We start from the raw sequence: 15,869 nt of genomic DNA, 5'->3' as shown, positions 1-15,869 counted from the left end.
CCATTGCATCCAAGACGGGCGGCCGCATTATGTGGAGAGTGCCGGGAGAGGGTCCCCCGAGCCCCATTCCCAGGCAACCTTCCTTCCCCTGGAGGCCTCCATGTCCGAGTATCGCAAGACCCCCGAAGCGCTGGCCAAGTTGACCCCCGAGCAGTTCCGGGTCACCCAGCAGAGCGGCACCGAGCGGCCGTTCCACAACGAGTTCCACGACAGCCACGCGCCGGGCATCTACGTCGACATCGTCTCGGGCGAGCCGCTGTTCTCGTCGCTCGACAAGTTCGACAGCGGCTGCGGTTGGCCGAGCTTCACCCAGCCGCTCGAAAACGAGCATGTCGTCGAGAAGAAGGACGCCAGCCACGGCATGGTCCGGACCGAGGTCCGCTCGACCCACGCCGACAGCCATCTCGGCCATGTCTTCCCCGATGGCCCGCGTGACCGTGGCGGCCTGCGTTACTGCATCAACTCCGCCTCGCTGCGCTTCATTCCCCTGGCCGACCTGGAGAAGGAAGGCTACGGGCAGTATGCGAGCCTGTTCGCCGGCGACGCGAAGGGAGGTGTCGCATGAGCTCGCGCGCCATCCTCGCCGGCGGTTGCTTCTGGGGCATGCAGGACCTGATCCGCAAGCAGCCGGGCGTGATCGCCACCCGCGTCGGCTACACCGGCGGCGACGTGCCCAACGCGACCTATCGCAACCACGGCAGCCACGCCGAGGCGATCGAGATCGAGTTCGATCCGGACAAGCTCAGCTACCGCAAGGTGCTGGAGTTCTTTTTCCAGATCCACGATCCGACCACGCTCAACCGGCAGGGCAACGACCGTGGCGAAAGCTATCGCTCGGCGATCTTCTACCTCGACGACGAACAGAAGGCCGTGGCCGAGGACACCATCGCCGACGTGAACGCCTCCGGCCTGTGGCCGGGCAAGGTGGTGACCGAGGTCGCGCCGGCCGGACCGTTCTGGGAAGCCGAGCCCGAGCACCAGGATTACCTGGAGAAGTACCCCAACGGGTACACCTGCCACTTCATCCGGCCGGACTGGGTGCTGCCCCGCCGCGCCACTTGACCCGGCAGCACCCCCGGCTCTGGTATAAGAGCCGCGGGGTGCTGGCAACGCAGGGGGCGGGCAAGGCATGGAGAATGCGATCGGTGCGGGATCTCGACCGTCCTGGCGACGTGGCCACGGCGTGTGGCCCTGGTTCGCGTTGCTCGTCGCCATCGGCGTATTGCGCGCCACCAACCGGTATCTCGTCGACGTCGCCAATAGCCATCCGTCGCTCTTCGCGCCCAAGCTGATCGACGAACTCACCGGGTCGCTGAGTTTCGGCGTCTTCCTGCCGGCACTGTTCCTGATGCTGCGGCGCATGCCGCGTACCTGGCTCGCGCACGCGGGCTTGTTCCTCGCGTTGTCGGTCGCCCAGACCAGCGTGATGATCGTCTTTCGCCAGATCGTCTTCCGCGCGGCCGGCATGCCCGAGTTCGCCTACCTTCCGACGCGTTGGCGTTATCTGATGGAGATGCCGACGCAGCTGTTCTTCTACGTGGTGATCGTGGCCGGGGTGTGGCTGTTCGACCGTTACAGGGAGGGACAGGCACGGGAATTGCGCGCCGCGCAACTGGAGTCCGCGTTATCCGAGGCGAGGCTGGATGCCTTGCGCCTGCAGCTCAATCCGCACTTCCTTTTCAACACGCTCAACGCCGTGTCGGAGTTGATGTACGAACGGCCGCGCGTGGCCGACGAAATGCTTTCACGTATCGGCGAACTGCTGCGCAACACGTTGTCCGCGTCCAGCCACGAGCACAGCCTCGCCGAAGAATGGCGACTGGTCTCGCTCTACACGGACATCCAGCGCGTTCGCTTCGGTGACGAGCTGGACGTGCAGGTCGAGGCGAATCCCTCGCTCGACGACCTGCGGATTCCCTTCCTGCTGCTCCAGCCGCTGGTGGAGAACGCCATCGAGCACGGTGGCTCCGGCGATGGAAGGCGCGTGCGCGTGGACGCCTCGCGCGAGGCCGGCCGGCTGACCGTTCGCGTGCGCGACGACGGCGGCGGTGCCATCGCCCGGCCGGGGCACGGCATCGGCCTGGGCAACGTCGGCGCACGGCTTCGCCACCTCTATGGCGAAGAGGCGGGGGTGCGGCTCGAGCCAGTGGTCGGTGGCGGCAGCATCGTCAGCGTCTGGCTGCCCGCCCGGCGCTGGGAGGCCGCGTGAGCCTGCGCGCGGTCGTGGTCGACGATGAGGCCCCCGCGCGGGCCAAGCTGCGCCGCTATCTCGCCGAAAGCGAAGGCGTGCAATGGATCGGCGAAGCTTCCGATGGCCGGGAAGCGGTACGGTTGATCCAGCGCGACCGTCCCGACGTGGTCTTCCTGGACATCAGCATGCCCGGCCTCGATGGCTTCGCCGTCTTGCAGGCCCTGGGCGATCCCTTGCCGGCGGAAATCGTCTTCGTCACCGCGCACGACGACCAGGCGGTGCGCGCCTTCGAGGTGCATGCCTTCGACTACCTGCTGAAACCGGTGGGGCCGGAGCGCTTCGCCCGCGCGATAGCGCGCCTGCGCGACAAGGTGGCCCCCGCGCTGGGTATCGCAGGACGCGTGGACGGCCTGCTGGGGGACGCACCGCCGCCTCAGCGCTATCTGGATCGCCTGCTGCTGCCCAGCGGCGACGCCGCCGAACTGGTGCGCGTCGAGCGTATCGACCGCATCGAATCCGATCGCAATTACCTGGATGTGTATGTGGACGGCACGGCCCATCGGCTGCGGGGGACGCTGGACGCGATGCAGGGCCGCCTGAATCCCCGTCATTTCGTGCGCGTGAACCGATCGGCGATCGTCCGTCTCGACGCGGTGCGCGAGGTACAACCCTGGCCCGACGGCGAACGGCGGCTCCTGATGGCCGACGGCGCGCGCGTCACCTGGACGCGCCGCTACCTCGCCAACCTGCCCGAAGGCCTGTCGCTCGGCGCCTGACCGCGGAGGCTCTTGTCCCGGCCGCCGCGGCCTTCCTGGTCAGGATTCGTCCCCGGCACTCCTGACTTCGTCCCTGGTGGCACCCGTGGGCGGCGTACGCCGTTCCACACTCCGTCCACCTGTCGGAGATCAACCATGGCGAAGAAAGCCCTTATTGCAACCGGAGTCGTCATCGCGCTCGGCGCCGTGGGATGGGCCGTGTTCCGTCCCGACGTGGCGCTGCGTGTCGCCGCCGGTGTCGCGGCCCACCATGTCTGCTCGATGAGTTTCGTGGGGAACCAGGACCCGAGGCAGACGTACGACGAACTGGTGACGCCGATGATCGGCGATACGGCCGCGCGCCTGCTCACGCCCCGTGTAACGCGAAGTCCGGCTGGCGTGGAGGTTTCCGGACCGTTCCGGTCGCTGGCCCGCGCCGAGTTCATCCCCGGATACGGTTGCCGCCTCGTCTTGCCGGGCAATCGCCCACTGCCCGCCGACGCGACGAGCCATGCCATGGCGGCTGCCGATGGGTTCGCGCCCGCCGATGCCGTCGTCGCCGCGCCACCCGCGATCGCCGCCGCGATCGATCGCGTCTTCGACGACGCGCCGGGCAAGCCACCCAAGCGCGTGAAGGCGGTCGTGGTGGTGAAGGATGGCCGCGTGATCGCCGAACGCTATGCGCCTGGGTTCGGCGTGCACACGCCCTTGATCAGCTTCTCCGTCGCCAAGTCGTTCACCAATGCCTTCCTCGGCATCGTCGCGCGGAAGGGTGGTCTTCGCGCGGACCAGCCCGTCGGCGCGCCCGAGTGGAAGGCGCCGGGCGACACGCGCGCCGCGATCACGGTCGAAGATCTCATGCGCATGCGCAGCGGACTCGCCATCGAGGAAGCCGAATCGGCCTTCAGTCCCGTGGCCAGGATGGAATTCCTGCATGCCGACATGGCGGGATTCGCCGCCGCGCAGCCGGCGAAGGAACCCCCGGGCTCGTCCTTCGAATACACCTCGGGAAACACGGTACTGCTCGACCGCCTGCTCGGCGAAAAGGTGGGCGGAGGTCCTGCGGGGCTTCGCGCGTTCGCCCGGCGCGAGTTGTTCGACCCGCTGGGCATGGGCGAGGTCACGATGGAATTCGACGGGCAGGGCACGTTCGTCGGTTCCACCTATGTGTACGCCAGCGCCCGCGACTATGCGCGCTTCGGCATGCTCTACCTGCGCGACGGCATCGCGCCGGACGGGACGCGGCTGCTTCCCGAAGGCTGGGTGGGCTGGTCGCGAACCTCCACGCTGGGAGCTCCTTACGGCGCCGGCTTCTGGACCAACGACGGGCCGAGCGACCTGGCCCGCCGGCGGGTCGCGGGCGGCTTTCCGAAGGACGGCTTCTTCGCCAGCGGCACCATGGGCCAGCGCATCTACGTCGTGCCGTCCGAGCATCTGGTGGTGGTGCGCTTCGGTTACTCCGCGCCGCCCGACTACGGCATCGTCGACGACGTGGGCCTGATCGAGGCGGCCATCGCGGCCACGCGGTGAGGTGTCCCGGGTTAGCCCACGGCCTCGGACGAGGCGAGCGACAGCAGGTCCGGCATGCGGTCGATCACGGCCACCGCGCCGGCGCCGTGCAGGTCGAGCGACTTGCGATAGCCGTAGCTCACCAGGACGAAGTCCATGCCCGCGTCGCGCGCGGCGAGCACGTCGCTTTCGGAATCGCCGACCATGAGGCTTCGTTCGATCGGCACGCGTGCCTCGTCGGCGAGATGGCGCAAGGGCACGCCGCTGGGCTTGCGCTCGGGCAAGGTGTTTCCACCGACGATGCCGTCGATGTAAGGCAGCATGCCGCGCACTTCGAGCAAGGGACGCACGAATTCCTCGTTCTTGTTCGTGCATACGGCCAGCTTCACGCCCTGCGCGTGAAGCGACTTCAACGTCTCGACCACGCCATCGTAAGCGATGCCATCGAGCGCGGTTTCCGCGTAGTGCGCGAGGAAGCCCGGCATGACCTCGTCGATGTCCGCGTCGCTTCCGGCATGGCGGAAGGCGTAGGTGATGAGCTTGCGCGAGCCCTCGCCGATCCAGCCGGTGACCTGGTTCGTGTCGTAGGTGGGTAGCTTCCAGTCGAGCAACGTGCGGTTCACCGATTCGGCGATGTCGGCCGCGCTGTCGACCAGCGTACCGTCGAGATCGAAGATGACGAGGGAATAGGGGAAGGACAAGGTACCGCTCCGCGCGAAAGACACCGATTCTACGCCTTCGGCGGCGCCAGGCCGTGGCTGAGCAGGGCCAGCGCATGCCGCGTGATATCTTCCGGCCCGATGTGCTTGCGCAGGGGATCGTCCTTCCATTTGCGCAGCGCGGTCATCGGCAAGACGGTCAGGCTCAGGATCGAGGTCATCAGCAGGGCGGGGTCCAGCGCCTTGTTCAGCCGGCCCTCGTCCTGCCACCGGCGAATGGCCGTGACCATGGCGACCTGGCGACTCGCCTTGACGCGCTTGCGCAGGTGCTGCTTGAACAGGTCGTGGTCGTTCAGCAGCTCGCCGAAGAACACCGGCCCCATCCAGGGATGCTCGGCGGCGAGCTCGACGAAACGTTCCGCGAGGCGGGCGAATGCCGCCGCCGGATCGTTCGCGTGCGTCTGGAAGATGTCGTCGATCCGCGCGCGCATCGGCGCGATGTGTACGTCGAAGATGGTGTCGAACAGTTGCTCGCGTGTCTTGAAGTAGTAGTGCACCGCGGCGGGGGTCATGCCGGCGGCGCGGGCGATCGCGGCCAGCGTGGTCGCGGTGTAGCCCTGTCGCGCATACAGCTCCAGCGCGATGCCGACCAGTCGTTCGCGCTGGTCCGGCCCGTCGGGCTGGGTGGGCGGGCGGCCCGGACGGCGGGCCTTGCGGGGAGAGGAAGTGACCACGGTGTCTCCGGAATCGATGACCCGCATGGATACCATGAACGGCCGGACATTTGACCGCATGCGGTGGCGGGCATATATTAAATCACCACTTAATTAATTGCAGGCACCGCGCCGTGACGACCGAAACAGCCGAGGATGCCGTGGCGACGCCAGCCAGCATCGCCACGCCCGATCCTGCCCCCGTCACGTCAGCGCCACCGCCGTCGCTGCGCCTGCTGTTCACCGCCCTGATGCTGGTGATGTTGCTTGCCGCCCTCGACCAGACCATCGTCTCCACCGCCTTGCCGACCATCGTGGGCGAGATGGGAGGCTTGAGCCAGCTGTCGTGGGTGGTGACCTCGTATCTGTTGACGTCGACGGTGGTCGTGCCGCTGTACGGCAAGTTCGGCGATCTGTTCGGCCGCAAGATCGTGCTGCAGACGGCCATCGTGATCTTCCTCGTCGGCTCCGTCCTGTGCGGCCTCGCGCAGGACATGACCCAGCTGATCCTGATGCGCGCCTTGCAGGGGCTGGGCGGCGGTGGCTTGCTGGTGGTGACGATGGCGTCGATCGGCGACGTGATTCCTCCGGCCGAACGCGGCAAATACCAGGGATTGTTCGGCGGCGTTTACGGACTGGCCACGGTGATCGGTCCCTTGCTCGGCGGCTTCATGGTCGACCACCTCTCCTGGCGCTGGATTTTCTACGTGAACCTGCCGCTGGGCGTGCTATGCATCGCCGTGATCGCCGCGGTGTTCCATCCGCACGTGCGCCATGTCCGTCACACCATCGACTATTGGGGCGCGGGCTGGCTGGCGCTCGCGTTGAGTTGCCTCATCCTGTTCACCACCGAGGGCGGCACCACGTTGCCGTGGGACTCGGCGCAGTTGTGGTTCATCCTCGCGTTCGCGGTGGTCGGCGTGGTCGGCTTCATCTACGAGGAAAGCGTGGCGGAGGAGCCGATCATTCCGCTGCATCTGTTCCGGCATCGCACCTTCCTGCTGAGTTGCCTCATCGGGTTCTTCGTGGGCACGGCCTTGTTCGGTTCCACGACCTATCTGCCGTTGTATCTGCAAGTGGTCAAGGGCGTGTCGCCGACAGGCGCCGGACTGCAGCTGTTGCCGCTGATGGGTGGCGTGCTGGTCAGTTCGATCGTGTGCGGCCGCCTCATCAGCCGGTTCGGCCGGTACCGTGTGTTTCCCATCCTCGGCACGTTGATCGCGGGTATCGCCCTGGTCCTGCTCGGCACCGTGCGCGACAGCGACCCGCTGTACCTGATCTACCTCTATGCGGGCTTTCTCGGCCTGGGCCTGGGCATGGTCTTGCAGGTGTTGATCCTGGCCACGCAGAACAGCGTGGAGATGAAGTACCTCGGCGTGGCGACGTCGGGTGTCACGCTGTTCCGTTCGATCGGCGGTTCCATCGGCGTGTCGGCGTTCGGCGCCATCTTCAGCAATGGCTTGCAGTCGCGATTGAACGACGTGATGCCCGAGGGTCCTCGCACGCCGCATTCCTTGGGGCCCGATGCGGTACGCGCGCTGCCGCCGGCGATCCACGACCGTTACCTCCAAGCCTTCGGCGCCTCGCTGCACACGGTGTATCACGTGGCGGCGGTGGTCATGGCGGTGGCGTTCGTCCTCGCGTGGTGGTTGCGCGACGTGCCCCTCCGCCGCGCGCACTGAAAGCGCGTGCACCGAAAGCCTGTAGGAACTGTCACGGAACCGGCTTGGTGGGAAGCCGCTTCAGCGGCGATGGGTGCTTGCCGTAACCCGGCCCGCTGCCGCGGGATCGCCGACAAGTCGGCTCCCACCAGAGCAGTTGCCACCGAGCGGCTTTTATCTCGAGCGGCCTCAGAAGTGGCGTGTGCATTTCCGGCAGAGTTGGCGGTGAGGTGCTGTTCATGGCCATCGGGCGACGTAGTATCGATCGGCCCGTCGCCACGGCGCCTGGGCTACAGCGTTATTCCTTACGATCAAACACCGTGCGATCCACCAAGGAGTTCCCCGCTATGACGAACAACGCTTCGCAGTTCCACGATGCATCCTCGAAGACCCGTGCCTTCGCCCGCCTCAGCGCCTTCGAGGTGGCCGCGGTTCCCGAAGACGACAAGGGTGGTTTGTTCCTGACCATCTATACCGATCCGGACCGTCCCGAACCGGAAATCGGCATCATCGGCGGCTGATACGCATCGTCCGATCCCGCGCCCCGCACCCGCGGGGCGCATCTTCATGGGAGGTTCCATGCGTCGTCCCCTGATCCTCGCTCCTTCGAGCGACCCGCATGCATGCGCACTGGCGTGGGCGATCCGCCAGCAAGGGGTCGAGCCTTTTTGGACGCCGTCGTTACGCGCGCAGAGGGGCGTCCACTACAGCGTGCGAACGGGAGGCGAGGGTACGTCGTTCAGCGATTCGCTACTCGCGGGCGACGGCATCAGTGCCGTGTGGAACAGGCGAATGCAGGACCCCGTTCCCGATTGCGCCGACGAAGACAGGAACTTCGCGACGTGGGAGTGGAAACTGTTCCAGCGCAATGTCTTCAGTCTCGAAAGCGCCTACGGCGATGCCTTGTGGGTGAACGGGCTGGCGGCGTCGCAGCGGGCGGAGTTGAAGCTCGTGCAACTCGACACCTGCCGGCGCCTGGGTATTCCGTTTCCGGAAACACTGGTGACCACCGATGCCACCGAAGTCGCCGCCTTCATCCGGCGATGGGGCAGGGTGGTGTTCAAGAGCTTCCTCGTGCATCAGTGGGAGGAACGGATCAGTGGCAGGATGCATGCCGTGGGTGTCAGCTTGCTCGATGGGGACAGCGAATTGCCGGCGGAGGCCATCGCGGTCTGTCCAGGCATCTACCAGCGCTACATCGAGAAGTGCCACGACGTGCGCGTGACCGTCATAGGCGATCACCTGTTCGCTGTGAGCCTGGGCAAGGGAGCGGGCGGGGCATATGTCGATTGGCGCGGGCAGAGTAAAGACCCGGCGTTCCGTGCCGAAGCGATCTTCTTGCCTTCCTCCGTCAAGGAAAAGCTGCGCGTCTTGATGCGCGAACTCGGCCTCGTTTTTGGATGCATCGACCTGGCTGTCGACCGCCAGGGCGATTTCCATTTCCTCGAGGTGAATCAGGCTGGCCAGTTCCTTTTCGTCGAGGACATGGTGCCGGAACATCCGGTGCTGGGAAGCATGACGGCCTTGCTCCTCTCCGGCCGTTCCGATGCCCCCATCGGGGAGTTGAAGCCGGTATCGATGAAGGCGTTCTGGCAGTCGGACGCCTATGCGGCCTTGCGTGACCGCGTGGAAACGCGCCCGCCCGAGCGTCACTTGTTCACGCTCGAATAGGCTGGCGCGATAAGCGCAAGACAACAACAGTCATACAACGAAAGCGCGTTCGTCCGTTAGTCCAGCACATCGTCACCGAGCAACCCGGCTGCGTGCGGCTATCCGAAGGTGAATGAGTAGACCTGGATGCCCGGGTCGAGGAATTCGATCTCGACATCCCGGTCGGTGATCTCGCCAACCTGGCGGATCAACTGATACATCCGCGGCTTGGTTACCGTGCCACTGCCGTCGGGGGCGACATCGACACCGTGGCCGGCGCCGGGAGCCTTGCCGTCGATCAGCACCCGGAAGCGAACGGTCGCGCCGCTCGGCGACGGGCCCATCACAAGGTGGACATCGCGCGCATGAAAACGATAGACGATGCGGGCGCCGGCTTTGTCGGCTTGCGCGGATTCCGCCTTGACCGTCCAATCCCCGCCCAGGCCCCAGCTACCGGGTGACAGGTCACCGGGAAGTGCGTACGTCTTGCTCCGGTCCTGCCGCATGCCGCCGGGCGAAGAGAAACCATCGGCGCGGCCATAGCCGACATAGGTCTCGCCGGTGCGGAGCTGTGCCCAATCGGCCTGCGCCTCGACGCCTTCGGATACCACCTTGGCCGGACCCGCGGGCAAATCGGCGTGTCCGGCTTCGGCCAGCAATTGCCTGATGATCGCCTCGGTGTGCTCGTATTCGCCTTCGCCGAAGACGTGGTGGCGGATGCGGCCCTGGCTGTCGACGATGTAGAGGGCGGGCCAGTACTCGTTGTCGAAGGCACGCCACACGGCATGGTCGCTGTCGACGGCGACCGGATAACCGGGGGCGATGTCCTTCACCGCCGTGCGCACGTTGTCCAGGTTCTTCTCGAAGCCGAACTCCGGCGAGTGGACGCCGATGACGACCAGGCCCTGGTTCCCGTATCGCGCGGCCCATGCACGAAGGTAGGGGACCTGCCGGAGCGAATTGATGCAGGAGTACGTCCAGAAATCCACGAGCACCACCTTGCCGCGCAACGCGGAAGGCGAGAGTGCGGGGGAGCCGATCCAGGTCGTCGCACCGGTGAGTGACGGCATGCGACCCTCGACCGGCAGGTCGATCGCCGCGGTCGATGGCGTGGCGTCATCGCGGCCCACCGCCGCCATGGCGGGCAGGCATGCCGCGAGGGCCAGCGTGATCGCCAACAGGCGGTACGGCTTCATGTCGTTCTCCCGTTCGTCAGGGCATCAGTCTGACGACAAGCCGCGCGGGTTCTCTTGCAGCAATATGCGCCGCCCAGGATCAGGCCGGCGCGGACAGGCTCTCCTGCCAGCGCACGGCCATCGCCGCGAGGCTCTGTTGCACGAAGCGCACGAAGTTCAGGGTCGCTTCGCTGACCGACCGGCTCGACATGGTCAGCGCGTGCAGGGGCAGGGGTTGCGGTTCGAAGTCTTCCAGCACGATCCGCAGGCGCCCGCTGGCGATGTCGTCGGCGACCATGTAGAGCGGGAACTGCGCGAATCCCAGGCCGGCGCGGGCGGAGGCGAGCAGGGCGCCGAGATCGGCCGAGGCCATGCGCGCGTGGCGCCGTTGCGACACGATCCCGCGGAACATCCCATAGCCGGAGGTCTCCCCGGAGGCATAGCTGAGGTAGTGGCTTTCGTCGAGGCTGGCCGGGTGCGCCGGCCTGCCGACGCGGCGTATGAGATCGGGGCTGCCGATGGTGACCAGCCTGACGGTGCCGAGTGGGCGGGCCACGATGTCGCTGCTGTCGGGCAGGGTCTCGCGCAGGCTCAGGATCACGTCCGCCTGTTGCCGCAGCAAGGCCTCGATGTCGCTTCCGCTGGCGGTCACCGCCAGCCGCGTGCGTGGATGGGTCACGACGAAACCCGGGACCAGCTCCGCCACCAGGGGTGAAAGCAGACCCTGGGCCTCGATCCGCACGAGACTGCCTGCGTTCGCCGAGGGCGCCGCGGCCTGCTCCGCCGCGAGGGCGGCCTCGCACATGGCCGCCGCATGGCGATAGACCCGTTCCCCCGCCTCGGTGACGGCGAACCGGCGCGCGTTGCGATGCAGGAGGCGCGTGCCCAGTCGCTGCTCCAGGGCAATGATCCGCCGGCTCAGGAGCGAGCGCGTCGTGCCCAGCCGGATCGCCGCCGCGGAAAAACCGCCGGCCTCGACCACGTGGACGAGCAGGAAGAAATCGCCGAGGTTGTTGATCTGTTCCATCCGCCCATGCCCCGCCGCCACATCGGGCGTCTACGCCTCATTCTAGGGAGCGCCGTACGGCCCACCCTTTGGACGAGCGACGAATTCCTTTGCTGGAGCGGAAATGGATCGGCCAAAGGACATATACTTCGGCCGAAAACGCGCCGGACCGCTGTCAGTGGCCGGAGCGACCGCAGGGGGGAAGCCATGTCCGTTCAGGATGCTCATATTCTGGTCATCGACGACGCGCCGGAAGACATCCGGTCGTTGTTGCAGGTGCTGCGCGCCCAGCCTTGGCGCGTGACGCTGGCCACCACGGCGCAGCAGGGCTACCAGCGCGCCCAGCTCCTGGCGCCCGACCTGATCCTGCTGGACGTGCGCATGCCGGGCATGGACGGTTTCGCGCTGTGCCGCCAGTTGCAGGAACTGCCGCGGGTGCGCCATATCCCGATCCTGTTCCTCACCTCCGCCGCCAGCACCGAGGAGCGCCTGGAAGGCCTGAGCCAGGGCGGCGTGGATTACATCCTCAAGGGTTGTGAGCCGGCGGAGTTGCTGGCGCGCGTGCAGATCCACCTGCGCCTGGCTCCCCGTCCGGATGCCTCCGTCCCGAATGTCCAGGACGCGGCCGCGCCGAGCCAGGACGAGGTGATCCTTCGCGCCGCCATGCGGCTCATCGGCCGGCGCTTGTCCGAGCCGTTCACGCTGGAACAGGTCGCCAGCGCCGTCGGCACCTACGACAAGCGACTTTCCACCATTTTCCGCCAGCGGCTGGGCATGACGGTGTTCGCCTGGATCCGCGAGGAACGCCTGCGCAAGAGCCGGCAATTGCTGGTGGACACCGAACTGGGCATGCAGGAGATCGCCGAGAACATCGGCTTCCGCAGCGCCTGCAATTTCACCACGGCGTTCCGCGAGCGCCTGGGCGTGACGCCCAGCCAGTACCGCAAGGCCGCGCGGCAGGATGCTCCGGCCGAAGCGGATGCCGTGGGTGCGTGACCGGATGACCGCCCACCGCGTGCCGTTCCTGCGGCATGCCGTGATGGCCTTGCTCCTGATCGCCGCGTGTCTCGGCGGCGGGAGGTCTTCACGCGCCTCCGCGGTGCAACTGCCCTTGACCGTCTACGACCAGTCCAACGGGCTGACCAGCCTCTCCGTGATCCGCATGATCCAGGACAGGGAAGGTTATCTCTGGGTCGGCACCGAAAAAGGCCTCTACCGTTTCGATGGCGTGGGCTTCCGCCAGGTCGACTCGGCCAATGGTTTCCAGACGTCGGAAGTCATCGGTTTCGCGGAAGATGCCAGCGATCACCTGTGGGTGGCTTCGCGGGCGGGCCTGCAACGGCGGGACCGCGATGGCACCTTCCACTGGGTGCGTCCCGGCGGCATCCAGGTCATGGCCGACCGTGGCCAGACCCTCGCCGCCGACGACCGCGACGGCATGCTCGTGGTGAGCGGACACCGCTTGTTGCGCTTGACCCAGGACGCCGGTGGACGCTGGACGGGCGCGCCGCTGTTCGGTGCCGGCGCGGAACGCCACGGCGACGACCCGGGCGACGTCGCCGCGGTGCTCCAGCGCAACGGCACCACATGGTTCGGCTGCGGCGTCGCCTTGTGCCGCCTGCGCGATGGCCTGCTCATCCGGTATGGCGTCGAACAAGGCGTTCCCGCGGACAAATGGGTGGGAATCCTCGCCGCGCGGGACGGCAGCATCTGGGTGCGCGGCATCCGCAACGTGTTGCGGCTGGCGGCCGGCGCCTCCGAGTTCACGAGCCACGAGATCCCCGGTGGTCATACCGAGGTCGCGGCGTCCAGCATCGACATCATCGAGGATCGCGCGGGGCGGATCGTGACCCGCACGGACGTCGGCATCGCCCGCTGGGACGGCGCGCGCTGGGAATTGTTCGACACGGGCTCGGGTTTGCCCGGCGTGGGCATTTCCTCCCTGCTGGCCGATCGTGACGGCATGGTCTGGATGGGTACGTACGGTCGCGGCGTGGTCTATTGGAGCAATGCCGACGCCGTCGAGAACTGGACCTCGGCGCAAGGCCTGAGCAATAGCCTGATCTGGTCGATCGCCCGCGGCGACGCCCGTTCCGTCTGGGTGGCCGGCGAAGCCGGCGCGGAAGTGATCGTGCCGGAGGAAGGGCGCGCGCATCGCGGGCCGCTGAAGGCCGCACCGCCGAACCAGGCGCACGCCGTCATCGTCGATGCCGGCGGCATCATCTGGTACTTCCTGTTCGATGGACGCGTGTTGCGTTACGAACCGAAAACGGAGAAGACCACGCAGGTTGCCGTGCTGCCGTACCTTGTGCGCGGCGCCTACCTCGACCGGGCCGGGCATTTCTGGGCTTACACGCTGGGCGGGCTGTACGAAGTCGATCCGGTGCAAGGGCGGGTATCGCCCGCCGCGCCGTCGCTCATGCCGTCCACCATGTGCTCGGACCTGGCCGAAGACGCCGCGGGCGACCTCTGGGTGGCTTGCAGCGGCGGATTGTTCCGGCACGACGCCGCCGGCTGGGCGCGCGTGCGTGTGCAACCGGAGGAGGCCTCGGGTGGCTACGAGAACGTGGCGGTCACGCCCGACGGAAGGCTGTGGCTGAGCTCGTTGCAGCCCGGACTGCTCGTCGGCCGGATCACGGACGCGGACCAGGTGACGATGGCGCCGGTGGACGATCCGCTGCTCGCGGATACCCGGTTCTACTTCCTGCGCGCCGACCGGCGCGGCCGCTTGTGGGCGGGCGGCGGCAACGGTGTCGACGTCTTCGACGGTGGCGACTGGACGCGCCTCTCCACGCGCGACGGCCTGCTCTGGGACGAGACCAACCATGGCGCGTTCTTCGCCGACGACGACGGCTCGATCTGGATCGGATCGCCGATCGGCCTGACCCATATCCTCGACCCGGGACAACTCCTCGCGCCTCGCCGGATACTCCCTCTGCTCATCTCCGCCCACTACGGCGATCGCGATGTCGCCGGACCGGATGCCGCGTTGTCCTTCGAGGAAGCCGCGCCCCTCGTGCTGCGCTTCGGTGTGTCGGGCAACGGCGCGGGGCAGCCGGTACGTTTCCGCTACCGCCTTTCCGGTGCCGACAAGGATTGGGTGGAAACCGCGCAGCGCGAGGTGCGTTACGCGTCGCTGCCGCCGGGTCATTACCGCTTCCAGTTGCAGGCGATCGACGCGAACCGGCGTAACGTCTCCGAGCCGGTCACCCTCGACTTCAAGGTGGACCCGCCATGGTGGCTCACGCGGTGGGCCTTCGCCTCGGCGGCCCTGCTGGCCCTGGCGCTCGTCGTGCTCGCGTGGCGCTGGCGCACGCGGGTGCTCATCCGCCACGCGCAACGCCTGGAGCACGTGGTCGAGGAACGCACGGCGGAACTGCGGCAGTCGTTGCAGTCGCGGCGCATGCTGCTGGCCCACATCGGCCACGACCTGCGCTCGCCGCTGGGCGCGATCCTGGATGCGGTGCGCCAGTGGCGCGCGGGCAGGACGGGACGCGACTATCCGCGGGCGATCGAGCGGCACGTGCGCCAGCAGATGGACCTCATCGACGAACTGCTGGAGTTCTCCCGCGGCGACCTGACCGAACTCACGCTCGAACCCGTCCCGGGTTACCTGCACGGATTCCTCCACGACGTGGCGGACCATGCGGCGCCGCTGGTGGAACGCCATGCCAACCGTCTGGAATGCCACTTCGATCCGCGCCTGCCGTCGCTGGCGGTCGCCGACTTCCGCCGCCTGCGACAGGTGCTGTTGAACCTGCTCGGCAACGCGGCCAAGTTCACCCACGACGGCCTGGTCGTCTTCCGTGTCGAGCTGCGCGGCGGCGATGGCCTTCGCGTGCACCTGGCCTTCTCGGTCGAGGACACGGGCATCGGCCTCGGGGCCGACGTGGCCGCCGCGCTGGCGCAGCCTTTCACCCGTGGCGGCAATGCCGCGCAGCACGAGGGCAGCGGCCTCGGCCTGGCGATCGTGACCCAGTTGCTCGACCACATGGACAGCCGTCTCGTCGCCGAACCCGTGGCATCCGGTGGAAGCCGCTTCGGTTTCGAGGTGGCCTTGCCGTTGGCGAGCGAAGACGACCTCGAACCGGAACTCGAGACCGGCGGCGACATCGGGGACATCGACGGCGAGGGCAGGGCGGTGCTGGTGGTCGAACCGCACCCGGCACGGCGTGCCGTGTTGTGCGACCTGCTCGACGGTTACGGTTTCCGCAGCCTCGCCGCCGCCGATGGCAAAAGCGCGCTGAACGCACTGCGGGACGACATGCCCGATGCGGTCGTGACGGAACAGCGGTTGCCGGACATGGACGGATGGCGATGGTTGCTGACATTGCGACGTGAGCACCCGGGCTTGCCCGTGCTGCTCTACTCGGCCTTGCCGCCGCGACGTCCCGCCGATGCGGCGGCCACGGAAGCGTTCGACGACGTCCTGCTCAAGCCCGCCACGGCGGCCGAGTTCATGGCGCGTGTCACGCGTCTGCTCGACCCGGCAACGGACGAAACGGCGGCCATCACGCACGACGACGTGCGCTGATCCTTCCTCCTTCACA

General features: G+C 67.2%; 14 protein-coding genes. 10 read left to right on the top strand and 4 right to left on the bottom strand.

Translation table 11 applies throughout. From position 1 onward, the window contains the following. The first annotated feature begins 100 nt into the window (after positions 1-100). The 5 genes from msrB (at position 101) to AB6730_RS01250 (ending at position 4,476) form a co-directional block, all read left to right on the top strand. Entirely contained in the window at positions 101-565 is a 465-nt protein-coding gene (msrB, locus tag AB6730_RS01270) for a peptide-methionine (R)-S-oxide reductase MsrB (RefSeq protein ID WP_371021854.1), read from the top strand. Next, on the top strand, positions 562-1,062 hold the full coding sequence (msrA, locus tag AB6730_RS01265) for a peptide-methionine (S)-S-oxide reductase MsrA (RefSeq protein ID WP_371021853.1): 501 nt from the start codon (positions 562-564) through the stop codon (positions 1,060-1,062). The genes msrB and msrA overlap by 4 nt, the downstream gene beginning before the upstream one ends. 67 nt (positions 1,063-1,129) lie before the next feature. Continuing rightward, a complete protein-coding gene (locus tag AB6730_RS01260) occupies positions 1,130-2,209 on the top strand; it encodes a sensor histidine kinase (RefSeq protein WP_371021852.1) in 1,080 nt (359 codons plus the stop codon). Further along, positions 2,206-2,967: a LytR/AlgR family response regulator transcription factor gene (locus tag AB6730_RS01255; RefSeq protein WP_371021851.1), complete on the top strand. Its 762-nt coding sequence runs from the start codon at positions 2,206-2,208 to the stop codon at positions 2,965-2,967. The genes AB6730_RS01260 and AB6730_RS01255 overlap by 4 nt, the downstream gene beginning before the upstream one ends. Before the next feature lie 135 nt (positions 2,968-3,102). After that, on the top strand, positions 3,103-4,476 hold the full coding sequence (locus AB6730_RS01250) for a serine hydrolase domain-containing protein (RefSeq protein ID WP_371021850.1): 1,374 nt from the start codon (positions 3,103-3,105) through the stop codon (positions 4,474-4,476). 11 nt (positions 4,477-4,487) lie between these two features. Here AB6730_RS01250 and gph read toward each other — a convergent pair whose 3' ends face one another. Both gph and AB6730_RS01240 read right to left on the bottom strand, forming a co-directional pair. After that, on the bottom strand, positions 4,488-5,156 hold the full coding sequence (gene gph / locus AB6730_RS01245; RefSeq protein ID WP_371021849.1) for a phosphoglycolate phosphatase: 669 nt from the start codon (positions 5,154-5,156) through the stop codon (positions 4,488-4,490). A gap of 29 nt (positions 5,157-5,185) precedes the next feature. After that, positions 5,186-5,875, bottom strand: coding sequence for a TetR/AcrR family transcriptional regulator (locus tag AB6730_RS01240; RefSeq protein WP_371021848.1), 690 nt, complete (start codon positions 5,873-5,875; stop codon positions 5,186-5,188). 86 nt (positions 5,876-5,961) lie between these two features. On the opposite strand from AB6730_RS01240, the gene AB6730_RS01235 reads away from it, so the two are divergent. From AB6730_RS01235 to AB6730_RS01225, 3 genes are all read left to right on the top strand, one after another. After that, the gene (locus AB6730_RS01235) at positions 5,962-7,509 is read left to right on the top strand and encodes an MDR family MFS transporter (RefSeq protein WP_371021847.1); all 1,548 of its coding nucleotides are present in this window, start codon (positions 5,962-5,964) and stop codon (positions 7,507-7,509) included. Between the two features lie 326 nt (positions 7,510-7,835). Further along, positions 7,836-8,009, top strand: a complete 174-nt coding sequence (locus AB6730_RS01230; protein WP_371021846.1) for a hypothetical protein — start codon at positions 7,836-7,838, stop codon at positions 8,007-8,009. Positions 8,010-8,067: 58 nt separating this feature from the next. Then, positions 8,068-9,159 (top strand): RimK family alpha-L-glutamate ligase, encoded by a 1,092-nt coding sequence (locus AB6730_RS01225; RefSeq protein WP_371021845.1) that lies wholly within the window; start codon positions 8,068-8,070, stop codon positions 9,157-9,159. Positions 9,160-9,257: 98 nt separating this feature from the next. Here the strand turns inward: AB6730_RS01225 and AB6730_RS01220 are convergent, their stop codons facing one another. Further along, a complete protein-coding gene (locus AB6730_RS01220) occupies positions 9,258-10,334 on the bottom strand; it encodes a redoxin domain-containing protein (protein ID WP_371021844.1) in 1,077 nt (358 codons plus the stop codon). A gap of 79 nt (positions 10,335-10,413) precedes the next feature. Then, positions 10,414-11,340, bottom strand: a complete 927-nt coding sequence (locus AB6730_RS01215) for a LysR substrate-binding domain-containing protein (protein ID WP_371021843.1) — start codon at positions 11,338-11,340, stop codon at positions 10,414-10,416. A 186-nt stretch (positions 11,341-11,526) separates the two neighbouring features. Here AB6730_RS01215 and AB6730_RS01210 point away from each other — a divergent pair, with 186 nt between their 5' ends. Together AB6730_RS01210 and AB6730_RS01205 are read left to right on the top strand one after the other, a co-directional pair. Next, positions 11,527-12,315: a response regulator gene (locus AB6730_RS01210; RefSeq protein ID WP_371021842.1), complete on the top strand. Its 789-nt coding sequence runs from the start codon at positions 11,527-11,529 to the stop codon at positions 12,313-12,315. A 4-nt stretch (positions 12,316-12,319) separates the two neighbouring features. Continuing rightward, positions 12,320-15,853, top strand: a complete 3,534-nt coding sequence (locus AB6730_RS01205) for a two-component regulator propeller domain-containing protein (protein WP_371021841.1) — start codon at positions 12,320-12,322, stop codon at positions 15,851-15,853. Positions 15,854-15,869 lie beyond the last annotated feature (16 nt).

Source organism: Luteibacter sp. RCC_6_2, from assembly GCF_041360655.1.
In the GTDB taxonomy this organism is placed as follows: domain Bacteria; phylum Pseudomonadota; class Gammaproteobacteria; order Xanthomonadales; family Rhodanobacteraceae; genus Luteibacter.
The sequence above is the reverse complement of the archived record's forward strand: the minus strand, read 5'-3'. Positions and strand labels throughout refer to the sequence as shown.

Bases quoted from the DNA above. Each gene is read 5' to 3' on its own strand.
- AB6730_RS01215 (WP_371021843.1), bottom strand. From the start codon at position 11,340: ATGGAACAGATCAACAACCTCGGCGATTTCTTCCTGCTCGTCCACGTG.
- AB6730_RS01260 (WP_371021852.1), top strand. From the start codon at position 1,130: ATGGAGAATGCGATCGGTGCGGGATCTCGACCGTCCTGGCGACGTGGC.
- AB6730_RS01220 (WP_371021844.1), bottom strand. From the start codon at position 10,334: ATGAAGCCGTACCGCCTGTTGGCGATCACGCTGGCCCTCGCGGCATGC.
- AB6730_RS01225 (WP_371021845.1), top strand. From the start codon at position 8,068: ATGCGTCGTCCCCTGATCCTCGCTCCTTCGAGCGACCCGCATGCATGC.
- AB6730_RS01210 (WP_371021842.1), top strand. From the start codon at position 11,527: ATGTCCGTTCAGGATGCTCATATTCTGGTCATCGACGACGCGCCGGAA.
- msrA (WP_371021853.1), top strand. From the start codon at position 562: ATGAGCTCGCGCGCCATCCTCGCCGGCGGTTGCTTCTGGGGCATGCAG.
- AB6730_RS01230 (WP_371021846.1), top strand. From the start codon at position 7,836: ATGACGAACAACGCTTCGCAGTTCCACGATGCATCCTCGAAGACCCGT.
- msrB (WP_371021854.1), top strand. From the start codon at position 101: ATGTCCGAGTATCGCAAGACCCCCGAAGCGCTGGCCAAGTTGACCCCC.
- AB6730_RS01250 (WP_371021850.1), top strand. From the start codon at position 3,103: ATGGCGAAGAAAGCCCTTATTGCAACCGGAGTCGTCATCGCGCTCGGC.
- AB6730_RS01205 (WP_371021841.1), top strand. From the start codon at position 12,320: ATGACCGCCCACCGCGTGCCGTTCCTGCGGCATGCCGTGATGGCCTTG.
- AB6730_RS01240 (WP_371021848.1), bottom strand. From the start codon at position 5,875: ATGCGGGTCATCGATTCCGGAGACACCGTGGTCACTTCCTCTCCCCGC.